Here is a 22,898-nt window from a genome sequence, read left to right on the forward strand (position 1 = left end):
AGCAAGTGACCAGCAACAACGAAGACTTCACCCTCACTCCGCCCGAGCCCGTCGCGGCCGTGCCGAAGGAGAAGGCCGGCGGGCTCGTACCCGTCGACGAGTCGGTGCGAACGGACATGGCGCGCAAGGCGGAGGAGTACGTCGGCGGGCTCGCCGCCCTCGACGCCCGCTCCCCCGAGTTCGCGGGGAAGATCGGGGAGATCGTCGCCCTCGGCTCGGGCGAGATGCGTGCCGCGTCCGCGCAGTCCAACCGCATGCTGGACCGCACGATCCGCAGCCTGCCCTCGAACGGTGAGGACGCCCAGTCCCGCGTATCGTCCTCGCTCGTCGAACTCCGGCGCACGGTCGAGGACCTGGACCCGCGCGACCTGCCCGCGGGCAAGGGCCGCAAGCTGCTGTCCAGGCTCCCCGGCGGCAACAAGCTGCGCGACCATGTCGCCAAGTACGCCTCCGCACAAGGCACCTTGAACAAGATCGTCGGCTCCCTGCGCGGCGGCCAGGACGAACTGCGCCGCGACAACGCCGCCCTGCAGACCGAGCGCGTCCGCCTCTGGGACACGATGGGCAAGCTCCAGGAGTACGTCGTCCTGACCCAGGCCCTGGACGAGGCGGTCGAGCGGCACATCGCCGGCGTCGAGGCCACGGACCCGGCGCAGGCCGACACCCTGCGTGCCGATGTCCTGTTCCCGGTGCGCCAGAAGCGCCAGGACCTGCTCACCCAACTCGCGGTGTCTGCGCAGGGCTACCTGGCCATGGATGTCGTACGCCGCAACAACGAGGAACTGATCAAGGGCGTCGACCGCGCGGCCACCACCACCGTGTCCGCACTGCGCATCTCGGTGATGCTGGCCTCCGCCCTCGACAACGAGCGCAAGGTCGTCGAGCAGGTCAACGCGCTGCGCGGCACGACGGAGGACCTCATCCGCGGCAACGCGGAGATGCTCGCCACGCAGTCCGGCGAGATCCAGCGCATCGCGGCGGACCCGGCGGTCGGCGCGGAGACGCTCCGCAGCGCCTTCCAGCAGATCTACCGGACCCTCGACACGATCGACAACTACAAGGTCCAGGCCACGGAGACGATGGCCGCCACAGTGGAGTCCCTGACCTCCGAACTCCAGCACGCCTCCGCGTACTTGGAGCGGTCCCGTTCGCAGGGCGCACTGGAAGGAGGGCTCGCGTGAGAGGTCACCGCACCGCGCTGGTCGCCGTGCTGCTGCTGGCGGTCACCGCGTGCACATCGGGCGAGAGCTCCGAGAAGCCCGGGCAGCCCGCCAGGGCTGAACCCGGCACCGTCCGCATCCTCGCCTCCAGCGAGCTGTCCGACATGGATTTCGTACTGCACGAGATCTACAAGACCACCGACATCAAGGTCGTCCCCACCTATATGGGCACGCGCGACGTGGTCGATCAGCTCGCGTCGGGGAAGGCGGACGGCGCGTACGACGCCGCGTGGCTGGCCTCCAGCGACTACCTGCGCCTGGACGCGGGAGCCGCGAAGAAGGTCGTGTCCCAGACGCCGATCATGTCCAGCCCAGTGGCGATCGGCGTGAAGCCGGAGACCGTACGGCGGCTGGGCTGGAAGCCGGAGGACCTGACCTGGTCGCAGGTGCACCAGGCGGTGGCGGCCGGTGATCTGACGTACGGCATGACGGATCCGGCCCGCTCCAACTCCGGTTTCTCCGCGCTGATCTCGGTGGCCTCGGGTCTTTCCGGCGCCCAGTCCGCGCTGACGGACGCCGATGTGGACCGGGCGACGCCCAAGCTGGCGGAGTTCTTCAAGGGGCAGGAGCTGACATCGGGTTCCTCCGGCTGGCTGGCGTCCGCGTACAAGCGGCGCGGCTCCGTCGACGCGCTGCTCAACTACGAGTCGGTGCTACTGGGCATGAAGGACCTCACCGTGATCCGTCCCAAGGACGGCGTGGTGACCGCCGACTACCCGCTCGCCTCGCTCGCCGCCACCGACCAGAGCACCCGCGAGACCGTACGACGTCTCACCGACGCCCTGCGCGGCGCGGACGTCCAGCGGAAGATCACGCACAGCACGCTGCGGCGTCCGGTCGTCGCCTCCGTGCCACCCGCATCCGGTCTCGACACGAGCCGCCGTCGTGAACTCCCGTTCCCCGGCAGCAAGTCCGTAGCCGACGGGCTCCTCGACGCGTACGAGAACAAGCTGCGCCGGCCCTCGCGCACGGTGTACGTCCTCGACACCTCGGGGTCGATGCGCGAGGGCGGCCGGCTGGGCCGGCTGAAGAAGGCGCTCACCGATCTGACGAGCGACTTCCGTGACCGTGAGGAGGTGACGCTGATGCCGTTCGGGTCCGCCGTCAAGAGCGCACGGACGCATGTGGTGCGGCCCGAGGACCCGCAGACGGGTCTCGACGGGATCCGCCGCGACACCGAGGCCCTCACGGCCTCCGGGGACACGGCGATCTATACGTCGCTGGAGAAGGCGTACGAGCATCTGGGCGCCGAAGCCGACACGTTCACGTCGATCGTGCTGATGACGGACGGCGAGAACACGGTGGGGGCGGGGCCTGAGCAGTTCGACGGCTTCTACGCCGGGCTGCCCGGCGAGCAGCGGGAGATCCCCGTCTTCCCGATCCTCTTCGGGGACTCCGACCGGGCCGAGCTGGAGCACATCGCCGAGCTGACCGGTGGCCGGCTCTTCGACGCCCAGAAGGGTTCGCTCGACGGTGCATTCGAGGAGATCCGTGGCTACCAATAAGTTCGTGGTGTACCTGGAGTCCCGGAAGAACCTCACGGGCAGTGCGCTGGGGATCGTGGGTCTTGGGCTCACGTTCACGGGGCTGGCGGGGGCGTACTGGCCGGTCGTGGTCGCGGGTCTGTACGGCGCGGGGGCTCTTCTCGCCCCGCCGGAACGCCCGCCGCTGCCGGACTTCCCCGATCCGTCGGCCCAGCTGGACGAGCTGCGCGACGACTTCGCCAAGCTGTGCGACTACCTGGCCGACGTCGGACTCCCGCCCGCGGCCTCCGGCCGCCTCACCGAGCTGACGGAACTCCTCACGGCCCTGCTCGCTCCCGGCTGGGTCACGGAGGTTCTGGCCCAGGACCCGGAGGGCGTGCACGCTCTGTCCCGGACGGTGCGCCAGGACGTTCCGGAGGCGGTGGACGCCTACGTGCGTGCCCGCTGGTGGACACGCCTGACTCCCGGCTCTGATCCGCCGGAGCGGCATCTGGAGCGCCAGCTCGCGCTGCTGCAGGGCGAGATGGAGACGCTGACGACGAGCCTCCGGGAGGTGGAGGCTCGTCGTCAGGAGTCGCATACGCGGTATCTGGAGGACCGTTCCAACTGAGCTCAGCGGCTGCTGACCACGATCAGGATCGGGTTCCCGGCCGGAGGCGGAGGGGGCCGAGCAGGAGCCAGGCGTCGCCACGTGCCACCGGCACGGCGACGGGGAGACGAAGAGGCTCGCCACGATGAGAGCGGCAAGGCCCGCGACCAGCGGCAGGGCGTTCAGGGCGAACCCGGCCGCGCCGTGCATCACGCGCCGTCGCGCAGCTCACCACCAGGCTGCGTACCAGCTTCCCCAGCGCCTCGGTCAGCCCCGCGTCGAGCAGCGCCTGTGCGCTCAGTAGCCGACGCCGAAGCCCTTCACACGGTTCTCGCCCCCTGGGCCCGGTCGAACACGCCCTGCCAGCAGGCGACGGTCTCGGCCGCTCCCGTGCCTTCCCTGGGTCCAGAATTGTTGGTTGGCCCCGGCGATGTTCTTCCAGATCCCGTCCACGCCCGCCTTGGCGGCCTCGGCGATGCCCCGCCAGTTCTCCGCCTGCGTCGCCGTCGCCTCCTGCTCGGCCAGCCACGTTTGGCGTGCCTCGTCGGCCAGATCGGCCACGGCGTGCCAGGCCGCTTGTGCCTCGGTCCTGGCCTTCGCGGCGTCAGACGCGTCCTTCAGGGCCTCCTCGGCGGCGACGGCCTTCTGGAGCAGCAGGGACAGGGAAGCTTCCCCTACTTGCGCCACCCCATACGCAAACGGTACGGCCGTTTCCGCCGGTTATTCGGCGGTCGGGTGCCAGCGGCGGGCCGCGGAAATCACTGTGCGCGCCCCCCACAGCCAGCAGACCAAGGCCAGCATGGCCGCCCCGGCGAGCATTGAGATGACGAACGAAGCGGGGAGAGTTGACGCGAACGCGGTCATCATCGGCGCCCCCAGCCACACCATGGCCACCACGGCAACCACCGCCGCCAGCAAGAGGGGCCCCAGCAGCACGAACATCGACGTCGTCCAGAACAGACGGCGTTGACCGGTAAGTACAGCCAATGGTGCCAGCGTTCGGCCGAGCCGAACAAAGTCAGACAGATTGGTCACCACAGCCGCGAGGGCGAGGAAGAGCACGCCGACCCCGCCGAGGAGCTGAATCCAGCGGCCTCGCTGAGCGATGACCTCACTGATGTCCCACTCGGATCCTGGTGCTCCGACCTGCCCGTACGCCAAGTTCCGGTAGGCGACGTGCTTGATCTCCCCAATGGGAAGCGGTGACTTACCGCTGTTCACCAGCACCAGGGTGGAGGGCTTGGCGGACGCGAGCGTGCTCACTGGGCGCAAGGTGACCGAGCGAGATGCCGCTCCGCCACCAGTCCAGCGGGCGATTCCGTCGATCCGTGCGTCGGACCGGTCACCCTCGCTGGCACGGCATGGGGCGTCCAGAGCTGTCAGTGCCTCGCAGGTCCCCCATAGCTTGACGCGGCCGTCCTTGCGTGACTCGGTGAGCGCGAGAGCATGCACTTCTTCGGGGAGATCCTCAAGCAGCGCGTTGAGCGTGTCGGTGTCCCCAGGAGGAAGCGAGAGTGTCAGGACACGGCCTCCGAACTGCCGCTGCAAGTGCGTGGCAGCCTGTACCAGTTCGGACTGCTGGGTCGTCTGGAGTTGGATCTGCCCGAGCAGACCCACCGTGACCACTACACCAGCGACCATGCGGGTCACAGCGCCTGTTCGAGGGGTCAGCCATCCGCCGGCGACTAGCATCCCTGGGTTACCGCGTCTGTTCCCCGCTCGTCGCAACAACCGTGTGAGCGCAGCGACCATGGCCGATACCAGCGCCGGGAGCGTTGCCAAGGTGCCAAGCACTCCCGTCAGGTAAACCGCTACCCACCCCGTACCGTTCCCCGGCGTGTCCAGAGGGAAGAGGAAGTCGGGTCCCATCACTGCTGCCACTAGAAAGAGCGGACACACGCCAGCCAGCCAGTGCGCGCGAAGGAGCTTGGCCAGCCGGGACTGTTGGTCGCCCCCTTGCACGCGGTGCAGTAGGACAGCAGCCACCAGAATCGTCACAACAGCAGCCAGGATCCCTGCCAGTAGCTCTGGAAACCAACGTCGCAGGTCAGCAGCAGAAAGCGTGAAATCGACGAAGGGGATCGTCACGTCGGTCTTTGTGCCACCGATGACGAGTAGCGCAGCGGCCGAAGCGCCAAGGCACACCGGACCCGCCGCTTCTCCCAAGGTGACCATGGCACGGGCCCGGCTGCCAGCCCCCAGAGCCCGAAGCAGCGCGATGCGTCGGTCCCGGCCGGCCGACCCCACTCTGACGGCCAGGACCGTCAGCGCCAGGGCAGGCAGCAAGAGCAGGGCGCAGATTCTCAGGAACACCTCCTCCGGCACGCTGAACAGCATGTCGCCAAAGGGTGCCCGTTGCCCACCGCCGAACCCCGCAGCAGGGAGTCGGTGCAGATGCTCCGCGGCCTGCGGGGTCGAACGGACGTAGGCCAACCGCTCGCCCGGAACCTCCAAACCCTCCGCGCCGATGGCCCCCACCACGTCCCCGTAGCGGTCCACGTCTCCCTCGGCAGCGAGTAGAGCGCGCAGTTTCGGGGAGAGCACCGCCTTCCCAGGGCGGGGCCATGTCGTCACTCCTGGTGGGAGGGGTGCATCGTCGGTCAGCGGTTCCAAGCGCACCACGGAGTGCTGAACGCCGTCGATCGTGTCAAAAGTGGGTACCACCCAGAGCTTCGCCGCGGAGCTGTCCTTCGACACGTACTGGGGTAGCCGTGCCGAGCCGCGCTGCTCCCGCCCGCTGTAGGTCGCTATCCCCGCTATCAGCACGCTCACCGCTATCGACAGCGCGAGTGCCGCCAGGGCCATGGCGGTCATCCGAACTCGGCCGCGCTCGGCCTCCCGTGCCGCGCCGCGGCCGATGACAGCCAGCTGCCGCCACACTCGTACGCCGCCGCGATTCACTTCACGCTCCCTGAGTCGGCCGGGCGCGCCTTTTGCTGCTCGCCCGCGTCCCCCTCGTGCAATCTGCCGGAGTCCAGTGTCAGCCGTCCGCCCGCGCGGGCGGCGACGGAATCGTCGTGGGTGACGACGACCAGCCCGCAACCCCACCGCGTTGGCAGAGAGAACAGCAGTTCGCAGACCTGGTCGCGACTTGCGGAGTCCAGTGATCCGGTCGGCTCGTCGGCAAGCAGGAGTGCGGGCCGGTTGATCAACGCCCGGGCCACAGCGGTTCGCTGCCGCTCACCGCCGGACAGCTGACCGGTCGGAGTACTCCCATACGGCACACGGAGTTCGTCAAGGAGAGCGGTGGCACGCTGGTAGGCATCCTGACGCTCGGCGCCGGACAGCAGTGCAGCAAGAGCCACGTTCTCCACTGGCGTCAACTCTGGTAGCAGTTCGCCGAACTGAAACACCATGCCGATGTGATCCCGGCGGTGCCGGGTGCGGGACCGTTCCCCCAGCACGGCCATGTCCTTGCCCGCCACTTCGACCACGCCCCGCTGCGGACGCACCAACCCAAGCAGGCAGGACAACAGCGTGCTCTTTCCGCTCCCACTCGGCCCCACCACCGCCACTGACTCGCCGCTGCGAACGGTCAGCTCCAAACCGTCCAGAAGGATCCGGCCAGGTACCTGGTACGTCAGACCTTTGACGGAAAGCACACACGTGTCCGTCGTCATAGTTCCTTCGCTCCGTTCCACTCTCCGGACCGCTTAACGGCCCGGAGGTTCGGGGCCCGGCCACTCTTCCCGGCAGGGCACGAGGGGCGGTGGAGGTCGCTGGAGACCACCACCGCCCGTTTGATTCGATGCGCCTGACTGACCAGGCCTCGGACTCCGCTTAGTAGTTGTTCACCCAACCGCTGCACGGGTCCGTGAAGGTCGCCTGCCGGCATACCTTCTGCGTCGTGATCGAACTGCCGTCGCCGCCAGTCACCGTCGTGCCGGAACCGGACTTGTTCCAGAGAGTGCGCTCAGTGGTAGGGCTGGCCAGACGGAAGTACTTACCCGCCACCGCCTCTCCGTCAGCCGTGCGGTCTCCGACCCGGGGAATGCGGTAGTCCTCCCCGACTCGGCTGCTCGCCCAGTCATCCCCCAGGTAGGCGGCCTGGGCAAAAGCCGGAGTGGCGCCCAGGAGCGCGGCGGCCACTGCTGCCGTCCCGATGGCCACGGTCACGCGTCGTCTGATGGACTCTCTTTGCATGGTTAAGTTCCCTCCCTTGTTGGCGCAGCCACCAGGACTGTGCCGCACCTGAGAAGCAGGACAGGGCGCGCCCTCGCACCCTCTGCTTCACCTTGTGGAACCGCTCAGATGGCCCACTGTTCAGCAGGCCATCTGAAAAGTTCACTGATCTTGGCATATGCCAGACAAGGTTCAATCACACGTCCAAGGTCGTGATCCGTCCGTGATCGCGAAACTGGTCAGGCTGCATATCTGCACTCGTTGATCAGGCCGCAGAGAACACGAGTCCGAAGTAGCCGTCGGGTGGTGTTCAGCTCGGCCAACGGCCCGGTCCGGTGGCCGGCGAGGGGAGGTCGTTACCCTCGGACCCGATGTGGTCGATGCCGGTTGTAGTGCCGCTCGCATGTTTCGAGAACGTGCCGAGCGTGGGTCTCAACCCAGATCAGCACGCGGTCGAGGGCCTCGCGTCGTAGCGTCCCAATGAGCTGCACTGAACGCGCACCAGCAATACTCAGCAGCGAGATGTCGAACTACGCCCTGTGCCGTGACACGGCCCTACGCGAAGCATTCGGCGACGACCAGGACGCGGCATACCTCGACCGAGCTGCCATCGTTCTGGAGAAGGCTCGCGGTACGGGCACTCACGCCCCCGGGGCCCGTCAACGTGCCTCGCCACGCGTGGACAAGGTCAGAGACCATACACAGAGCGACAATTCAGATTGTCTCGACATGTCAGGTTGCCGATGGCTAGGGTGCCCCCCGTGAATATGCCAGAACCGACCGAGACCGAGATGACCGCGTTGATTGGAGCGCTGTACGGCTCGATTCAACCGCTGGCCCAGGCCATGTGCAGGCGAATGACCAGTGACGCCCACGACAACACCACGTGGGACGACACCTCCGTGGAGGCCCCGCTGGTGACACTGGCCGCCTGGCGGGCCGCGTCCGAGGAGATCGAGCGCCTTGCCGCGAGGTCTGCGCGGATAGCGGGAGCCAAGGGTGCGAGCTACGCCGACCTGGGAGCTGCGTGGAAGATCTCCCGGCAAGCCGCTCGCAAGCGCTGGCCCGGAGCGGTCACCCCTCAGAAGGGGCGTGCCGGGTCCAGTCACTTCAAGGCGTTCGGCGGCGAGGCCCTCATCACCTGGCGCCCGGAGGAAGGAACCTGGTGGTGGATCGCGAAGGCAGCCAGCGGACGGGGCGACGAGGCTCCCGAGGAAGTCACCTATGACTCCAGCGAGGAAGCCGCAGCCGCAGCCGGCGCGTTCCTCGCCGCCAACGCCACAACCACCCAGGAGAAGGAGACAACCGGGCCTTCAAAGTCTGCGGAGGTGTCCGTGAGCTCGGCGGATGGTGTCGCAACGTGTCCGTAGCCGTTGGCACTCGGCCTTGTGGAAGCCGAACGCTGCCCGGACGACGAGCTTGATCATCCGGTTGATGCCCTCACTCATGGCGTTGTGGTGACCAGTGCCGATGAACGCTTCGATCTTGAGCCGCCAGCGGTCGATGATAGTGGCGACCTGCCAGACCTCCGGGATGTCGGACCCTCAGGTCCTGCCCCCGACGACCACTCCTCCCAATCCGGCGGGGCATCCTCCGAGCGAGGAGTTCCTCGGCCACCTCGCCGAGCGGCTCGGCCTGCGCAGCCACGGCCTCTTCCTCGTCGCAGGCCCGCCTCTTCCCGAGGACGCGCTGAACGGCTGCGCGCGAGTGCCCGCGCCATGGCTGCGGCGCCGCGCCCTGACAGCCGCCGTATCGCTTCCATTTCCCTTGTACTTGCCCGACCTGAGTCGGTCGGTCCGGATCGACCAGTAACTCCAGCTGTGGGCATCACCGAGGGCCCGCACTCCGTGGTGCCGGCCCTCGGTCTTGCCGATGCTGTCGCCGCGACCGGCCAAGGTGACATCGCAGGTCAGGGCACATTCTGTTCCGGCTGGTCGCGCAGCGCAGCGTGGGCCTCAGCCCAGGCGCTTCACCAGCGCCCGGTACTCGTCCCACAGCTCCGTCGGCGTATGCGAGCCGAAGGTGTTGAGGTGGTCGGGGACCAGGGCCGCCTCCTCGCGCCAGACGTCCTTGTCGACCGTGAGGAGGAAGTCCAGCTCTGACTCTGAGAGGTCCAGACCCTCCGTGTCCAGGGCGGACTTCGCCGGAAGGATGCCGATCGGCGTCTCGACGCCCTCCGCCTTGCCGTCCAGCCGGTCCACGATCCACTTCAGGACACGGCTGTTCTCACCGAAGCCGGGCCACACGAACTTGCCTGCGTCGTTCTTGCGGAACCAGTTCACGTAGTAGATCTTCGGCAGCTTGGACGCGTCCTTGTCCTTGGCGACGTCGATCCAGTGCCCCATGTAGTCGCCCATGTTGTAGCCGCAGAACGGCAGCATGGCGAACGGGTCGCGGCGCAGTTCGCCGACCTTGCCCTCGGCGGCGGCCGTCTTCTCGGAGGCGACGTTCGCGCCGAGGAACACGCCGTGGTTCCAGTCGAAGGACTCCGTGACCAGCGGGACCGCGGTGGCACGACGGCCACCGAACAGGATCGCCGAGATCGGCACGCCCTTCGGGTCCTCCCACTCGGGCGCGATGATCGGGCACTGGGAGGCGGGGACGGTGAAGCGGGCGTTGGGGTGGGCGGCGGGGGTCTCGGACTCGGGCGTCCAGTCGTTGCCCTTCCAGTCCGTGAGGTGGGCGGGCGTCTCCTCGGTCATCCCCTCCCACCAGATGTCGCCGTCGTCCGTCAGCGCGACGTTGGTGAAGACGGAGTTGCCCCACAGCGTCTTCATCGCGTTGGCGTTGGTGTGCTCACCGGTACCGGGCGCGACGCCGAAGAATCCGGCCTCGGGGTTGATGGCGTACAGACGGCCGTCCTCACCGAAGCGCATCCAGGCGATGTCGTCGCCGATGGTCTCGACGGTCCAGCCACGGACGGTGGGCTCCAGCATGGCGAGGTTGGTCTTGCCGCAGGCGCTCGGGAAGGCGGCGGCGACGTACTTCGACTCGCCCTGCGGCGGGGTCAGCTTCAGGATCAGCATGTGCTCGGCCAGCCAGCCCTCGTCGCGGGCCATGACGGAGGCTATGCGCAGGGCGTAGCACTTCTTGCCGAGCAGCGCGTTGCCGCCGTATCCGGAGCCGTACGACCAGATCTCGCGGGTCTCGGGGAAGTGCGAGATGTACTTGGTGGAGTTGCACGGCCACGGAACGTCCTCCTGGCCCTCCTCCAGCGGCGCCCCGAGCGTGTGCACAGCACGCACGAAGAAGCCGTCGGAGCCGAGCTCGTCCAGGACCGGCCGGCCCATACGCGTCATCGTGCGCATGGAGACGGCGACGTACGCGGAGTCGGTGATCTCGACGCCTATCGCCGAGAGGTCCGAGCCCAGCGGGCCCATGCAGAACGGCACGACGTACATGGTCCGGCCACGCATCGAGCCCCGGAAGACACCCTGCTCACCGGCGAAGATCTCCCGCATCTCGGCGGGGTCCTTCCAGTGGTTCGTCGGACCCGCGTCCTCCTCCTTCTCGGAGCAGATGAAGGTGCGGTCCTCGACCCGGGCGACATCGGTCGGGTCGGAGGCCGCGTAGTAGGAGTTCGGGCGTTTGATCGGGTCGAGTTTCTTGAAGGTGCCCTTACGGACGAGCTCCTCGCTCAGTCGCTCGTATTCCGCCTCTGAGCCGTCACACCAGACCACGTTGTCCGGCTGCGTGAGTTCCGCGATCTCGTTGACCCACGAGATCAGTTCCTGGTGGTTGGTGGGAACGGCAGGGGGAGCCGCGATGTCGCGCGCCACGATTGCTCCTAGATGAGGGATTTTGTTGTCGTTGCCCCTTGGGGGCTGCGGCCCGGATGCTGTACGTCTGGATCATGGCGCTCATCCGGTGCCGACCGCACTCATATGATCATCCGACGGGTTCGCGCATATGTCCAGAGGGCCTCACACCTGAGCAGACGTGACCATCGCCACGCGATTCCCCCCGGGGGTTTACCATCTATTGTCCGCTTCACCCCCAATTCGTCGTAGCGTACCGAGCCGCCTCACCCTCAAACCTCGGTGAGAGGAAGGCCACTTGGCGCTTATCACAGGACCGAACTGATTCAGGACTTACGGTTCCGTAGGTACGATTCGGCCCATGACTGCGTCCGCCTCCGACGCGCCCTTGGACTCGCCGGCCGCCGGCCGCGTCTCCGCCGCGCTCTCCCACCTGCCGCACCCGGTCAAGCCCAAACTCCGGGGCTGGCTGCATGCCGGCATGTTCCCGGCCGTGCTCGTCGCCGGCCTGGTCCTGACCGCGCTGACGGAATCGACGCGCGGACGCATAGCCTGCGGGATCTACGTCCTGACCGCCTGCCTGCTCTTCGGCGTGAGCGCCATCTACCACCGGGGAGACTGGTCACCGCGGGCCGACGGCGTACTGCGCCGGCTCGACCACGCGAACATCTTCCTGATCATCGCGGGAACGTACACACCGCTGACGATGCTGCTCCTGCCCGCCGCCAAGGGGCAGTGGCTGCTCTGGGGCATCTGGGCCGCGGCCACGGCGGGCATCCTCTTCCGGGTCTTCTGGGTCGGCGCCCCTCGCTGGCTCTACACCCCGTGTTACATCGCGATGGGCTGGGCGGCCGTCTTCTTCCTCCCCGACTTCATGCGCACGGGCGGGATCGCCGTCCTCGTGCTGGTGATCGTCGGCGGGCTGCTCTACAGCGCGGGCGGCGTGATCTACGGCCTCAAGCGCCCCGACCCGTCACCGCGGTGGTTCGGCTTCCACGAGGTGTTCCACTCGCTCACGCTGGTGGCGTTCGTGACGCACTACATCGGGATCTCGATCGTGGCCTACCAGCACGGGTAAGCGCTCCGACCTCGCTTCGAGTGGCCGCGGCTTTCCAGCCGCGGCCACTTTTTGTGTGCGCGGACATCGCCGAGTATTGACAGGTCCATTCTTTTGAGAGCTACTCTCATTTCATGGTTACTGTCACTGCACGGGCCGAGACCCGGCCCGACCCCCGCCGCTGGTGGGCCCTCGGCGCCCTCGTCGCGAGCATGCTCGTCCTCGGCTTCGATCTGACGATCCTCAACGTCGCGCTGCCGACGATGGCCGAGCAACTGGAGGCGAGCACGGGCGAGCTCCAGTGGATCGTGGACTCGTACGTCGTCGTGTTCGCGGCGCTGATGCTGCCCGCCGGACTGCTCGGTGACCGCTTCGGACGGCGCAGGATGCTGATCGCCGGGCTTCTCGTGTTCCTCGCCGGCGCCCTGTTCGGCACCCTCGCCGGCACGCCCGAGCTGGTCATCGCCGCCCGCACCGTCATGGGCATCGGCGCCGCGTCGGTGATGCCGCTCGGGCTGTCCGTACTGCCGTCGATGTTCGGCCCCGAGGAACGCAGCAAGGCCGTCGCCGCGGTCACCGCCTCCATGGCCGCGGGCATGCCGCTCGGGCCGCTCGTCGGCGGGCTGCTGCTCGACCACTACTGGTGGGGCTCCATCTTCCTGATCAACATCCCCTTGGTGACCATCGGCATCACCGCCTGCCTCCTCCTGCTGCCGGAGTCCCGCGACTCGGCCACGCCGCGCGTCGACCTCCTGTCCACCGCGTCCAGCGCGCTCGGCCTCGGCGCGCTGGTCTTCGGCATCATCGAGGCGCCCGACCACGGCTGGGGCAGCCCGCTCGTCCTCGGCTCGTTCGCGCTGGCCGCGGCACTGCTCGCCGCCCTCGTCGTACGGGAGCGCCGGGCGACGCGGCCCATGCTCGACCTGAAGCTGCTCGGGCATCGCGGTTTCCTGTTCAACAGTCTGGCCGCGACACTCGGCGTCTTCGTCTTCTCCGGGCTGCTGTTCATGCTGCCGACGTACTTCCAGGAGGTCGGCGGCAGCGACGCGTTCGGCACCGGGCTGCGGCTGCTGCCGCTGATGGGCGGTCTGATGGTCTCCGCGCGGGCCAGCACACCCCTGGTGCAGCGCATGGGCCCCCGCCCGGTGGTCACCGCGGGCCTGGCGGTGCTTTGCTTCGCCGCGCTGCTCGGTTCGCGCACCGAGGCCGACAGCGGCTACGGGTTCACCGCGCTCTGGCTGACGATCGCGGGCCTGGGCTTCGGCCTCGCGATGGTGCCCGCGATGGACGCTGCGCTCGGCGGGATCCCGCGCGACGAGGCCGGCAGTGGTTCCGGGCTGCTGATGACGCTGCGCCAGGTGGGCGGCGCGATCGGCATCGCGCTGCTCGGCAGCCTGGTCGCCGGTGCCTACGGCGACCGGATCGACACCTCGCGCCTCCCGGCCGAGGCCGCGGACGCGGCGCGCGAGTCGTTGACCGGCGCGCACGCGGTCGCCGAGCGGCTCGGCCTGCCCGGCCTCACCCGCTCCGCCGACGCCGCGTACGTGGACGGCATGGGCGCGGTCCTGGTGGTGTGCGGCATCGCGGCGCTCGCGACCGCCCTGCTGACGGCGGCGCTGCTGCCGAACGTGCGGCCCGCCAAGGCCTCCGCGGCCGACGAGGTCCCGGAGAGCGTCATGGCAGGTACGGAGGCCGATGGCCGACAATGACGAGCATGACCACGGCACGAACCTCTCTCCCCGAAGCCGCCCGGCACATGAGCCTGCGGGAGCGGAAGAAGCTCAAGACGCGTATCGCGATCAGGAACGCCACCTACGAGCTGATCGAGGAGCAGGGGTATGACGCGACGACCGTGGAGCAGATCGCGGAGCGCGCGGAGGTCTCGCCGAGCACCGTCTTCCGCTACTTCCCGGCCAAGGAGGACATCGTCCTCACGGACGAGTACGACCCCCTGGCGGAGGACCTGCTGCGGGCGCGTCCGGAGGACGAGAGCGTGCTGGACTCGCTGCGTTTCATCATCCGGCAGTCGCTGTCCATGGCGATCGCCGACGACCCGAGCTTCGCGGAGCGGGAGATGAAGCTGCGCCTTCGCCTCATGGCGGAGATCCCGGCCGTGCGCTCCCGGGCCATGGAGAGCATGTCCGTCACGGGCCGTCTGATGTGCCGGGCGATCGCGGACCGCACCGGGCGGGACGAGAACGACCTGGAGGTACGGGTCTACACGATGGGGCTGATGGGCGCGCTCCTCGAGGCGACCCTCTACTGGACCGAACACGACTACCAGGGCGACCTGCTGGACCTGCTCGACCGCACCCTCGGCACCTTCAAGGACCTCCCGAAGCGATGACCTCAGGGCGCCGGAAGAGGACCGGGACGCCGCACGGCGGTCATGGCATCCTGACCCCGTGAACGGACCGGAGATCAACGTCGAGTTCGCCCCCGAACTGGGGATGTTCGTCCCGCAGGTGCGGCGTGCGGCGGCCACGAAGGTCGTCACCGACGGTGTCTCCACGCTCGGCCATGTCGTCGAGTCGCTGGGGGTGCCGCTGACGGAGGTCGGCGGGCTCGTCGTGGACGGCCGGGAGGTGCCCGTGTCGCACGTCCCGTCGGCGGGCGAGTCCGTCGAGGTGCGCGCCGTCGAGCGCCCGCAGCGGGTACCGGGGGCGCCGCTGCGCTTCCTCCTCGACGTCCACCTCGGCACGCTCGCCCGCCGCCTGCGTCTCCTGGGCGTGGACGCCGCGTACGAGTCCACCGACATCGGCGACCCGGCCCTCGCCGCGCGCTCGGCGGCCGAGCGGCGCGTGATGCTCAGCCGGGACCGCGGTCTGCTGCGCCGACGCGAGCTGTGGGCCGGCGCGTTCGTCTACAGCACGCGGCCCGACGACCAACTCCGGGACGTACTGGGGCGGTTCACGCCCGAGCTGAAGCCGTGGACTCGCTGCACGGCCTGCAACGGCCTGCTCAAGGAGACCGTCAAGGAAGACATCGCCGACCGGCTCGAAGGCGGGACGCAGCGGTCGTACGACGTCTTCGCACAGTGCGAGGAGTGTGGGCGCGTGTACTGGCGGGGCGCTCATCACGACCGCCTTGAGGCGATCGTGACGCGCGCCGTGTCGGAGTTCGGTTCCTGACCGATCGTGTTTGCGGCCCGCTTTCTGGTGGTCGACCGGTGACTGTACCGGCGGGCGCGGGGGCGGGCGGAGGCACCGAAGCCATTGGCGGCGACGCAACCGGTGCCGGATCCGTTGCCCGGCCCTCTCCGCTGAGGGGGCCTCCGGGAGACGCTAAGAAACCAGCTTCTCCCGGAGGGACCCCGCGTCCGTCACCGGTGCGTCGCAGGTGAACCGGCGGCAGACGTATGCGGCCGGTTCGCCCTCGACCAGCGGGCGGTCGACCAGGAGTGGGAGTTCGTCGCTGCCGGGGGTGCCCACCGCGACGACCGCGCCGGGGGCGGTGGTGAGGAGGGCGGTGCGGTGCAGTTCCCGCGTCGTCGGGGCGTCCGCCGGGCCGACCACGGCCACCTCACGCGGCCCGTCGAGCAGGGCCTCCGCGGCCGCGAGCCCCCAGCCGATGAAGCGCGGCGCCCGCGGGCCGAGGGCCTTGACGACGCCCAACGCCCGTTCCGCGGCGGCGCGATGGGGCTCGGCGCCGGACTGGGCCGCGTAGCTCAGCAGAGCGCCTGCCGCCGCGCTCCACCCGGAGGGCGTGGCGCTGTCTGTCGGGTCCTGCGGGCGGCGGATCAGCTTCTCGGCGTCGGCGGCCGTGTCGTACAGGGCTCCCGACTCCGCGTCGGTGAACTGCACGAGGACGTGGTCGAGCAGGAACCCGGCGAACTCCAGCCAGACCCCTTCGCCGGTCACCGAGGCGAGGGCGAGGAAGCCCTCGGCCACGTCCGCGTAGTCCTCCAACACCCCTGCGTTCGCGCCGACTTGGCCGTCCTTCGACGTACGGGCGAGCCGGGCCCGCTCGTCCAGATGCAGCCGTACGAGAAGATCGGCGGCACCGAGCGCGGCGTCCACGAGGTCGGGACGGTCGAAGTACGCACCGGTCTCCGCGAGGGCGGCGATCGCGAGCCCGTTCCAGGCGGCGACCACCTTGTCGTCACGGCCGGGAGCGGGCCGCTCGGCGCGGGCCCGGCTGAGGCGCTCCTTGATGGTCTGGATCCGCTCGGCGTCGAACACGCCGTCCTGCTGCGGGAGTTGAAGAACGGAAGCGCCCTCTTCGAAGGTGCCCTCCTCGGTCACGCCGAAGTACTGGGCGGCGAGTTCGGCGTCCTCATCGCCGAGGACGTCGGCGAGCTGCCGAGGTGTCCACACGTAGTACGCGCCCTCGACATGCTTCCCGGTCCCGTCATCACTGTCCGCGTCCAGCGCGGAGGCGAACCCGCCCTCGTTCGTACGAAGCTCGCGGACCATGAAGTCGGCGGTCTCCAGGGCGACACGGCGGGCCAGATCGGAGCCGGTGGCTCGCCACAGGTGAGCGTAGACGCGGCACAAAAGTGCATTATCATAGAGCATCTTCTCGAAATGTGGCAAAACCCACTCGCGATCGACAGAATACCGCGCGAATCCGCCGCCGAGTTGGTCGTAGATACCCCCGCGAGCCATCCGCTCACACGTATCGGCGGCCATCTGCAACGCACCCTCGGAGCCGGTCCGCGCGTGATGCCGCAACAGGAACTCGATCACCATGGACGGCGGGAACTTGGGCGCTCCGCCGAATCCGCCGCGCTGGGCGTCGTAATCCCGCGTGAGCCCGAGCAGCGCCTGCGCCAGCTCCTCCTCACCGGGCACTGTCGTGTCCCCGTACGAGATCTCCCGCCCGGCGAGATCCCGCGCGATCTTCCCGGCAACGTCGGCGACCTCGTCCCGCCGGTCGGCCCAGGCACTGTGCACGCCCTCCAGCACCTGCCGGAAGGACGGCATGCCGTGCCGGGGCGCGGGCGGGAAGTAGGTCCCGAAGTAGAACGGCTCGGCGTCCGGAGTGAGGAAGACGGTCATGGGCCAGCCGCCCTGCCCCGTCGCCGCCTGCACGGCTTCCATGTAGACGGCATCTACGTCGGGGCGTTCCTCGCGGTCGACCTTGATACTGACGAAGTGCGCGTTGAGGTAGTCGGCGGTCTCCTGGTCCTCGAACGACTCGTGAGCCATAACGTGACACCAGTGGCAGCTGCTGTAGCCGACACTCAGCAGCACCGGCACACCACGCTTCCGCGCCTCCTCGAAGGCCTCGGCCGACCAGGGCCACCAGTCGACGGGGTTGTCGGCGTGCTGGAGGAGGTACGGGGACGTCTCGCGGGCCAGTCGCTTCGGCATGGGGTCCATCCTGCCGCAGTACCCGGAATTCCCCGGACAAGCCGCACCCGGCCGCCCCCATACGGAACCCGCCGAACCCGCTTTTCGTTCACCCCCGGTACAGCACCCGCACGCTTCTGTGATCGCTGCCCTCTCGCGCCGAGGTGCCGTCCGCAGCACACTTGACCCGGAAAGCCATTGCTGGCGGAGGGGGACCTGACATGCGGGACAGCCATCGGGCTGAAGCCGAGCGGCTGTTGGCCCGGGCCGTGGAGGAGGAGGTTCGGCGGTCGGGCGGGCGGACCGACGGGAGTGTGCTGCTGTCGCGGGCGCGTGGGGCGCTGGACGCCATCGCGGGGACGGCGGCGGAGGAGTACGAGGCGTACACGAAAGCGCTGGACGAGGCTGAGGCAGGACGGCTGACGTTCGGGCAGCGGTATGCGCGTGAGGGTGCCGGAACCCCCCTGCTGGTCGCGGTCGTTGCCGCCGTCGCGGCTTGTGTGGCGGATCTGGCGCTCGGCACGAATGCGGGGACGGCGCTCGGTGCCGGAGCCGTGGTCGGTGTGGCGGGCGCCGCGGCGACGGTGGCGAAGGTGACCGCTTCGCATCTGCCGGCCGCGAGTCGCCGGGCCGGGGCTCTGGGGCAGCCGGGTGGGCCGGAGCAGTTGCGGCTGCAGTGGCTGACGGCGCTGGAGGTGCGTGGTATCCGTCCGTTCCTGGACCAGCAGCGGGTGCTCAGCGCCTCGACCGGTCCGAAGCGGCAGGCGCCGCAGCTGCGGCGCACGGACAAGAGCGCGGCGGCGCGCAGACGCAGTGTGCTGGAGCGGTCCTTCGATCAACTCCCGGAGCCTGAAGGCCCGTTCGCGGGTCGCAGGCAGGAGCTGGGGCGGGTGGCGCAGTGGGTGCACGCGGCCCGCGCGAGTACGGAGACCAAGTCGACGGTGGTCGTACTGCACGGCGCGCCGGGCTCGGGCCGCAGCACGCTCGCCGTCCGTGCGGCGCACGCGCTCAAGGACCAGTTCCGGGGCGCGTGCGTGGTCGACCTGCGCGGCGACAGCACGGACGAGCCGCCGCTGTCCACCCGTGACGCGCTGCTGCACCTGCTCAACCGGCTCGGCGCGTCCCGAGAACAACTGCTGTTCCGGGAGCGTTCCTCGCCGGAGCAGCAGGTACGGCGGCTGAGCGAGCTGTACCACCAGCATCTGACGGGCCTGCCGGTGACGATCGTGCTGGACGACGCGAGCGACGCGGAGCAGGTACGGACCCTTGTGCCCGAGCGCTCCGACAGCCTCGTCGTGGTCACGGCGCGCAAGCCGCTCGATCTGCCCGCCGACCTCCCCGCCTGGGTGCACCAGCTCCCCGTGGAAGCGCTGGACTCGGCGGGCGCCGAGGAACTGCTGAAGGCGGCCGCGCAGGACGCGTCGGGTCCGTACGACGCCGAATCCTGCGACCGCGTACGGGAGTTGTGCGGCGGCCTGCCCCTGGCGCTGCGGATCGCGGGCTCCTCACTCGGCCCGCGTACGCATCGCCAGCTGGCCACGGATCTCGATGCGTACGGCCCGGTCGAGCCGGTCGAACGTGTGCTGTGGCTTCGCTACAGCGACCAGTCGGACACGGCCAGGCGGCTGCTGCGGCGTCTGGCGCTGGCGGGCCGCGCCTCCCTGGGTGCCGCGGCGGCGGCCGCCCTGCTGGCGACGGACGAGGCGGAGGCGACCCGGCACCTGGAGGCGCTGTCGCGGGCCGGTCTCGTTGATCATGTACGGGGCAGCCGTTACCGTCTGCACGATCTCGTCCGTGCCTTCGCGCAGGCCCGCCTGCTGGACGAGGAGGAACCGGCGGAGCGTACGGCCGCGCAGGAACGACTCATCGTGAACTACGGCGAGTTGGCGGACTCGGTGATCCGCCTGGTCGACGGCAAGACGTCGACGCGCGCGGACACGGTCGGCCCGCACGGCTTCACCTCGCTGGACGCGGCGCTGCGCTGGCTGGACGACGAGTCGAGCTTCATCACGGCGGCGCTGCGGCATGCGGAGGGCGTGGACCAGGCGGCCGTACTGAATCTGCTCGGCGCGCTGTGCGACTACTGCCTGCTGCGCGGCGACCTCTACCGGCTGGGCGAGATCAGCGAGCTGACGCAGGCGGTGGACCAGGGGCTGCTGGTGCGTTCGGTCCAGTGGCGTACGGGTATCGCGGCCCGCCAGCTCGGCGAGCTCGACAAGGCGCGTACGCAGCTCGCTTCGGTGGTGGATCTCTATTTCGAGGCCCATCATGACGCGGGCGCGGCAAGGGCGCTGTGTTCGCTCGGCATCACGCTCCACCACCAGGGCAATCTCTCCGAGGCGGCGGCGAAGCTCCAGGAGGCCATGGACCTGCAGGCCTCTCCCGCCCTCGCGGCGGACCGCGCCTGGACGATGCACGCGCTGGCGGCGGTGGAGCGGGACCGGGCCCGTCTCGCCACGGCCCTGGATCTCCTCACCCAGGCGCTGGTCCTGCACCGCCAGGGCGAGTCCTTGCACGGTGAGGCCTGGGCGCACTTCCAGCTCGGCCAGCTGGGCCTGCGCATGGGCGACGTACCGCGTGCGGAGGCGGAACTCCGCGAGGCCCTCGATCTGTACGGCCGCACCCGTGACCCCCGCGGCGAGGCCTGGGCCCTGACCCAGCTGGCCCGCGCTCGCCTGGTGGACGGTGACCCGTCCTCCGCCATGGACGGCCTCCGTCAGGCGATCTCCCGCCACCGTGACAACGAGGACGCGCGGGGCGAGGCGTGGACGGTGTACTACCTGGGCCAGGCCTTGGAGGAGTCGGGCAACCTGGACCAGGCGGTGCGGGAACTGGAGCGTTCACGGACGATGTTCTCCCGTATCCGGGACGTGTACGGCCTGGCGTGCGCCCGTCACCACTCGGCCCGGGCGACCCGCGACCAACGGGCGGCCCAGACGGGCTCGTTGCGCAACTCCGGCTTCGCCCGCCAGCTCCTGGTGGACGCCCGGGCGGACTTCCAGCGCATCGGCGTCGCCCACGGCGAGGCGTGGACGTGCCTGGAGCTGGCCGTGGTGGACGCGGGCAACGCCCGTACGCAGTCCGCCCTTTCGCTGTGCGACGAGGCGGCGAGCCTGTTCGCGTCGTACGGCGACCGGCGGGGCGAGGACTGGGCCCGCTTCCTGCGCTGCACCCTGCTCCCCTACGCCTCACCGGGCGGCATCGAGGTCGGCACAGCCGTGGCCCAGGAGGAGCTGACCCAGCTCTCCCGCACCAACCACCCGTCCCGCGACGGAAAGCTCGACGACTACATCGAGGCGTATCAGCTGCTGCTGGAACGGGGCGTCGACCTGGACGCGGGCTGGCAGGCGTGGCGCCTGGGGATGGTGCCGAGCCGGCATGCGCGGGAGGTCATGGGTGTGGCGGTGACGGCTCGGTCTTCGTAGGGGCGGGTCGATCCTGGGTGGGGACGGCGCAGGGACTTCATGACACCCGGTGGGTGCCATGAAGCCGTGCCGTTGCACCAGCCCATGCCGCTGAGCTCTCAGCCCTTGGCGGGCGAGGCCTTCCCCCCGGAACCGGCCTTCTTGTCGGAGGCATCCCCCTTCGGGTCCTTCTCCTCCTCGAAGTCGACCTTCCCCATGTGCCGGCTCATCGACTTCATAAGCCCCCATACCGCCACCGCCATCACCGCGAAGACGATGAAGCCGAGGACGCCAGGGGTCACCTTGTCCTCGTCGACCTCTGCCGCGAGGGGGACAAGGTGCGTCATTGCCAGGCTTGCGCTTGCGCTCATGTCAGGCATTGTCCCTCAGGGCTGCCGGACGCCCGCGAAGAGGTCGTCCTCGGGGAGGGACGTATCGACGAGGGACTTCGCGAGCTCGTACTCCTCCGTCGGCCAGACCTCCTTCTGGATCTCCATCGGGACGCGGAACCAGCCCCCGTCGGGGTCGATCTGGGTGGCGTGTGCGATCAGGGCCTTGTCGCGGATCTCGTAGAAGTCGGCGCACGGGACGTGCGTCGTCAGCGTGCGCTCGGCGCGCATGAACTCGTCCCAGCGCTTCAGCCAGTCCCCGTACGGGGACTCCATGCCGCGCTCCAGCAGCGCGTTGTGCAGCGCCTCGGTGCGCGGGCGGTTGAAGCCCTGGTTGTAGTAGAGCTTCTGCGGCTGGTAGGCGGGGCCGAACTCCGACTCCGGGTACTTCTCGGTGTCCGCCGCCCCCTCGAACGCCACCATCGAGATCTTGTGGGTCATGATGTGGTCGGGGTGCGGATAACCGCCGTTCTCGTCGTAGGTGGTGATCACCTGCGGGCGGAAGGAGCGGATCTTGCGGACCAGCTCACCCGCCGCCTTGTCGACGTCCTCCAGCGCGAAACAGCCCTCGGGCAGCGGCGGCAACGGGTCGCCCTCGGGCAGTCCCGAGTCGACGAAGCCGAGCCATTCCTGCTTGACGCCGAGGATCTCGCGGGCCTCGTCCATCTCCTTCTTGCGTACCTCGTGGATGTTCTCCTCGACGTACTTGTCGCCCTGAAGCTTCGGATTGAGGATGGAGCCGCGCTCCCCGCCCGTGCAGGTCACGACCAGCACGTCCACCCCCTCGGACACGTACTTCGCCATGGTGGCCGCGCCCTTCGACGACTCGTCGTCGGGGTGGGCGTGTACGGCCATCAGTCGCAGCTGGTCAGTCAAATCACAATCCTCGTCAGTCGGCGCCCCAGTGTGTATGGGGGCGATCGGCGGCTTCTATAGTGACCGAAATCGGGGGCGGAAAATTCCGGGGTCCGGCTTTTTGCGCCCCGCAGAGAGGACGATCATGAGTACGGCGAGTACGCAGCTGCCCGAGGGCCGCTACGGCCGCTCCGCGGACGAGCGCGCCGACCGCAAGCTCAAGATCATCGGCGGTGTCCTGGGGGTCTGTCTCCTCGTCCTCGTCGGCTGGTTCGCCTACTACTACGTGGGCGGGAACAAGATCAGCGCCGAACTGATCTCTTTCGACACCTCCGCCGACTCGGTCAAGGTGCACCTGGAGGTGCGCAAGGACGTGGACGTCGAGGGCTACTGCACCATCCGTTCGCAGGCCGAGGACGGCGCCGAGGTGGGCCGTCACGACTTCCACTTCGACCAGAACGCCACGCGCATCGACAAGGTCGTCACGCTGCGTACGACGTCCCCGGGCACCACCGCGGAGCTGCTCGGCTGCCACGCCGACTGACCGCGGGCTCGGTGCGCACCGGTGGCGCCGCGGCTCGATCCGTTCGCGCCGACCGGAATACGTAAGCGCTGACCTGCGTTGATGCGATACTGATGGCTTATGTCCTCCCCCTTCGCCCGCTGAATTGTTAGGCTCGTGGTTTCGCCCTCCCCTGGAGGAACATTCTTCTGGGTAGGGCGATG

The 22,898-nt window shown here is 69.0% G+C and carries 20 protein-coding genes; 11 read left to right on the plus strand and 9 right to left on the minus strand.

The genetic code is table 11. The features are described 5' to 3' along the window. Positions 1-5 precede the first annotated feature (5 nt). Genes ACFYO0_RS38705 through ACFYO0_RS38715 form a run of 3 tightly spaced genes read left to right on the plus strand, consistent with a single transcriptional unit; the run spans position 6 to position 3,314 of the window. Complete coding sequence (locus ACFYO0_RS38705) at positions 6-1,181, plus strand: toxic anion resistance protein (protein WP_388685854.1); 1,176 nt, start codon at positions 6-8, stop codon at positions 1,179-1,181. Then, entirely contained in the window at positions 1,178-2,725 is a 1,548-nt protein-coding gene (locus ACFYO0_RS38710) for a substrate-binding domain-containing protein (protein ID WP_388685856.1), read from the plus strand. Before ACFYO0_RS38705 ends, ACFYO0_RS38710 begins: the two co-directional genes overlap by 4 nt. Then, positions 2,712-3,314 carry a hypothetical protein gene (locus ACFYO0_RS38715; protein ID WP_388685857.1) on the plus strand — a complete coding sequence of 201 codons (603 nt, stop codon included), beginning with the start codon at positions 2,712-2,714 and terminating at the stop codon, positions 3,312-3,314. The genes ACFYO0_RS38710 and ACFYO0_RS38715 overlap by 14 nt, the downstream gene beginning before the upstream one ends. A gap of 276 nt (positions 3,315-3,590) precedes the next feature. Here the strand turns inward: ACFYO0_RS38715 and ACFYO0_RS38720 are convergent, their stop codons facing one another. The 4 genes from ACFYO0_RS38720 to ACFYO0_RS38735 form a co-directional block, all read right to left on the minus strand. After that, positions 3,591-3,980, minus strand: a complete 390-nt coding sequence (locus ACFYO0_RS38720; RefSeq protein ID WP_388685859.1) for a hypothetical protein — start codon at positions 3,978-3,980, stop codon at positions 3,591-3,593. Between the two features lie 33 nt (positions 3,981-4,013). Then, positions 4,014-6,107 carry a hypothetical protein gene (locus tag ACFYO0_RS38725; protein WP_388685861.1) on the minus strand — a complete coding sequence of 698 codons (2,094 nt, stop codon included), beginning with the start codon at positions 6,105-6,107 and terminating at the stop codon, positions 4,014-4,016. Positions 6,108-6,190: 83 nt separating this feature from the next. Beyond that, a complete protein-coding gene (locus tag ACFYO0_RS38730) occupies positions 6,191-6,913 on the minus strand; it encodes an ABC transporter ATP-binding protein (RefSeq protein ID WP_388685863.1) in 723 nt (240 codons plus the stop codon). A 160-nt stretch (positions 6,914-7,073) separates the two neighbouring features. Continuing rightward, positions 7,074-7,409: a hypothetical protein gene (locus ACFYO0_RS38735; protein WP_388685866.1), complete on the minus strand. Its 336-nt coding sequence runs from the start codon at positions 7,407-7,409 to the stop codon at positions 7,074-7,076. 767 nt (positions 7,410-8,176) lie between these two features. Between ACFYO0_RS38735 and ACFYO0_RS38740 the strand changes: the two genes are divergently transcribed. After that, positions 8,177-8,785: a hypothetical protein gene (locus ACFYO0_RS38740; protein ID WP_388685868.1), complete on the plus strand. Its 609-nt coding sequence runs from the start codon at positions 8,177-8,179 to the stop codon at positions 8,783-8,785. Here the strand turns inward: ACFYO0_RS38740 and ACFYO0_RS38745 are convergent. Then, complete coding sequence (locus ACFYO0_RS38745; RefSeq protein WP_388685996.1) at positions 8,729-8,950, minus strand: transposase; 222 nt, start codon at positions 8,948-8,950, stop codon at positions 8,729-8,731. The two genes, ACFYO0_RS38740 and ACFYO0_RS38745, sit on opposite strands and share 57 nt — an antisense overlap. Here ACFYO0_RS38745 and ACFYO0_RS38750 point away from each other — a divergent pair. Continuing rightward, on the plus strand, positions 8,949-9,227 hold the full coding sequence (locus tag ACFYO0_RS38750; protein ID WP_388685870.1) for a hypothetical protein: 279 nt from the start codon (positions 8,949-8,951) through the stop codon (positions 9,225-9,227). The two genes, ACFYO0_RS38745 and ACFYO0_RS38750, sit on opposite strands and share 2 nt — an antisense overlap. A gap of 143 nt (positions 9,228-9,370) precedes the next feature. Here the strand turns inward: ACFYO0_RS38750 and ACFYO0_RS38755 are convergent, their stop codons facing one another. Then, positions 9,371-11,194 (minus strand): phosphoenolpyruvate carboxykinase (GTP), encoded by a 1,824-nt coding sequence (locus ACFYO0_RS38755; protein WP_388685873.1) that lies wholly within the window; start codon positions 11,192-11,194, stop codon positions 9,371-9,373. A gap of 340 nt (positions 11,195-11,534) precedes the next feature. On the opposite strand from ACFYO0_RS38755, the gene ACFYO0_RS38760 reads away from it, so the two are divergent. The 4 genes from ACFYO0_RS38760 to ACFYO0_RS38775 all read left to right on the plus strand — a co-directional run bounded on the left by ACFYO0_RS38760 (position 11,535) and on the right by ACFYO0_RS38775 (position 15,361). Beyond that, positions 11,535-12,251, plus strand: coding sequence for a hemolysin III family protein (locus ACFYO0_RS38760; RefSeq protein WP_388685875.1), 717 nt, complete (start codon positions 11,535-11,537; stop codon positions 12,249-12,251). Positions 12,252-12,364: 113 nt separating this feature from the next. Beyond that, positions 12,365-13,939 (plus strand): MFS transporter, encoded by a 1,575-nt coding sequence (locus ACFYO0_RS38765; protein WP_388685878.1) that lies wholly within the window; start codon positions 12,365-12,367, stop codon positions 13,937-13,939. Positions 13,940-13,944: 5 nt separating this feature from the next. Further along, on the plus strand, positions 13,945-14,577 hold the full coding sequence (locus ACFYO0_RS38770) for a TetR/AcrR family transcriptional regulator (RefSeq protein WP_388685880.1): 633 nt from the start codon (positions 13,945-13,947) through the stop codon (positions 14,575-14,577). A 58-nt stretch (positions 14,578-14,635) separates the two neighbouring features. After that, on the plus strand, positions 14,636-15,361 hold the full coding sequence (locus tag ACFYO0_RS38775; RefSeq protein ID WP_388685883.1) for a Mut7-C RNAse domain-containing protein: 726 nt from the start codon (positions 14,636-14,638) through the stop codon (positions 15,359-15,361). 153 nt (positions 15,362-15,514) lie between these two features. Here ACFYO0_RS38775 and ACFYO0_RS38780 read toward each other — a convergent pair whose 3' ends face one another. Then, a complete protein-coding gene (locus ACFYO0_RS38780; RefSeq protein WP_388685885.1) occupies positions 15,515-17,545 on the minus strand; it encodes a thioredoxin domain-containing protein in 2,031 nt (676 codons plus the stop codon). 200 nt (positions 17,546-17,745) lie between these two features. Here ACFYO0_RS38780 and ACFYO0_RS38785 point away from each other — a divergent pair, with 200 nt between their 5' ends. After that, positions 17,746-20,949 (plus strand): AAA family ATPase, encoded by a 3,204-nt coding sequence (locus ACFYO0_RS38785; protein WP_388685888.1) that lies wholly within the window; start codon positions 17,746-17,748, stop codon positions 20,947-20,949. Between the two features lie 98 nt (positions 20,950-21,047). Here the strand turns inward: ACFYO0_RS38785 and ACFYO0_RS38790 are convergent, their stop codons facing one another. After that, positions 21,048-21,308 (minus strand): hypothetical protein, encoded by a 261-nt coding sequence (locus ACFYO0_RS38790; protein ID WP_388685890.1) that lies wholly within the window; start codon positions 21,306-21,308, stop codon positions 21,048-21,050. 6 nt (positions 21,309-21,314) lie between these two features. Continuing rightward, positions 21,315-22,193 carry a mycothiol conjugate amidase Mca gene (gene mca, locus ACFYO0_RS38795; RefSeq protein ID WP_386353683.1) on the minus strand — a complete coding sequence of 293 codons (879 nt, stop codon included), beginning with the start codon at positions 22,191-22,193 and terminating at the stop codon, positions 21,315-21,317. 124 nt (positions 22,194-22,317) lie between these two features. On the opposite strand from mca, the gene ACFYO0_RS38800 reads away from it, so the two are divergent. Next, the gene (locus ACFYO0_RS38800) at positions 22,318-22,716 is read left to right on the plus strand and encodes a DUF4307 domain-containing protein (RefSeq protein WP_388685893.1); all 399 of its coding nucleotides are present in this window, start codon (positions 22,318-22,320) and stop codon (positions 22,714-22,716) included. Positions 22,717-22,898: the final 182 nt, after the last annotated feature.

Source organism: Streptomyces sp. NPDC006365 (genome assembly GCF_042870755.1).
GTDB classification, from domain to species: Bacteria; Actinomycetota; Actinomycetes; order Streptomycetales; family Streptomycetaceae; genus Streptomyces; species Streptomyces xiangluensis.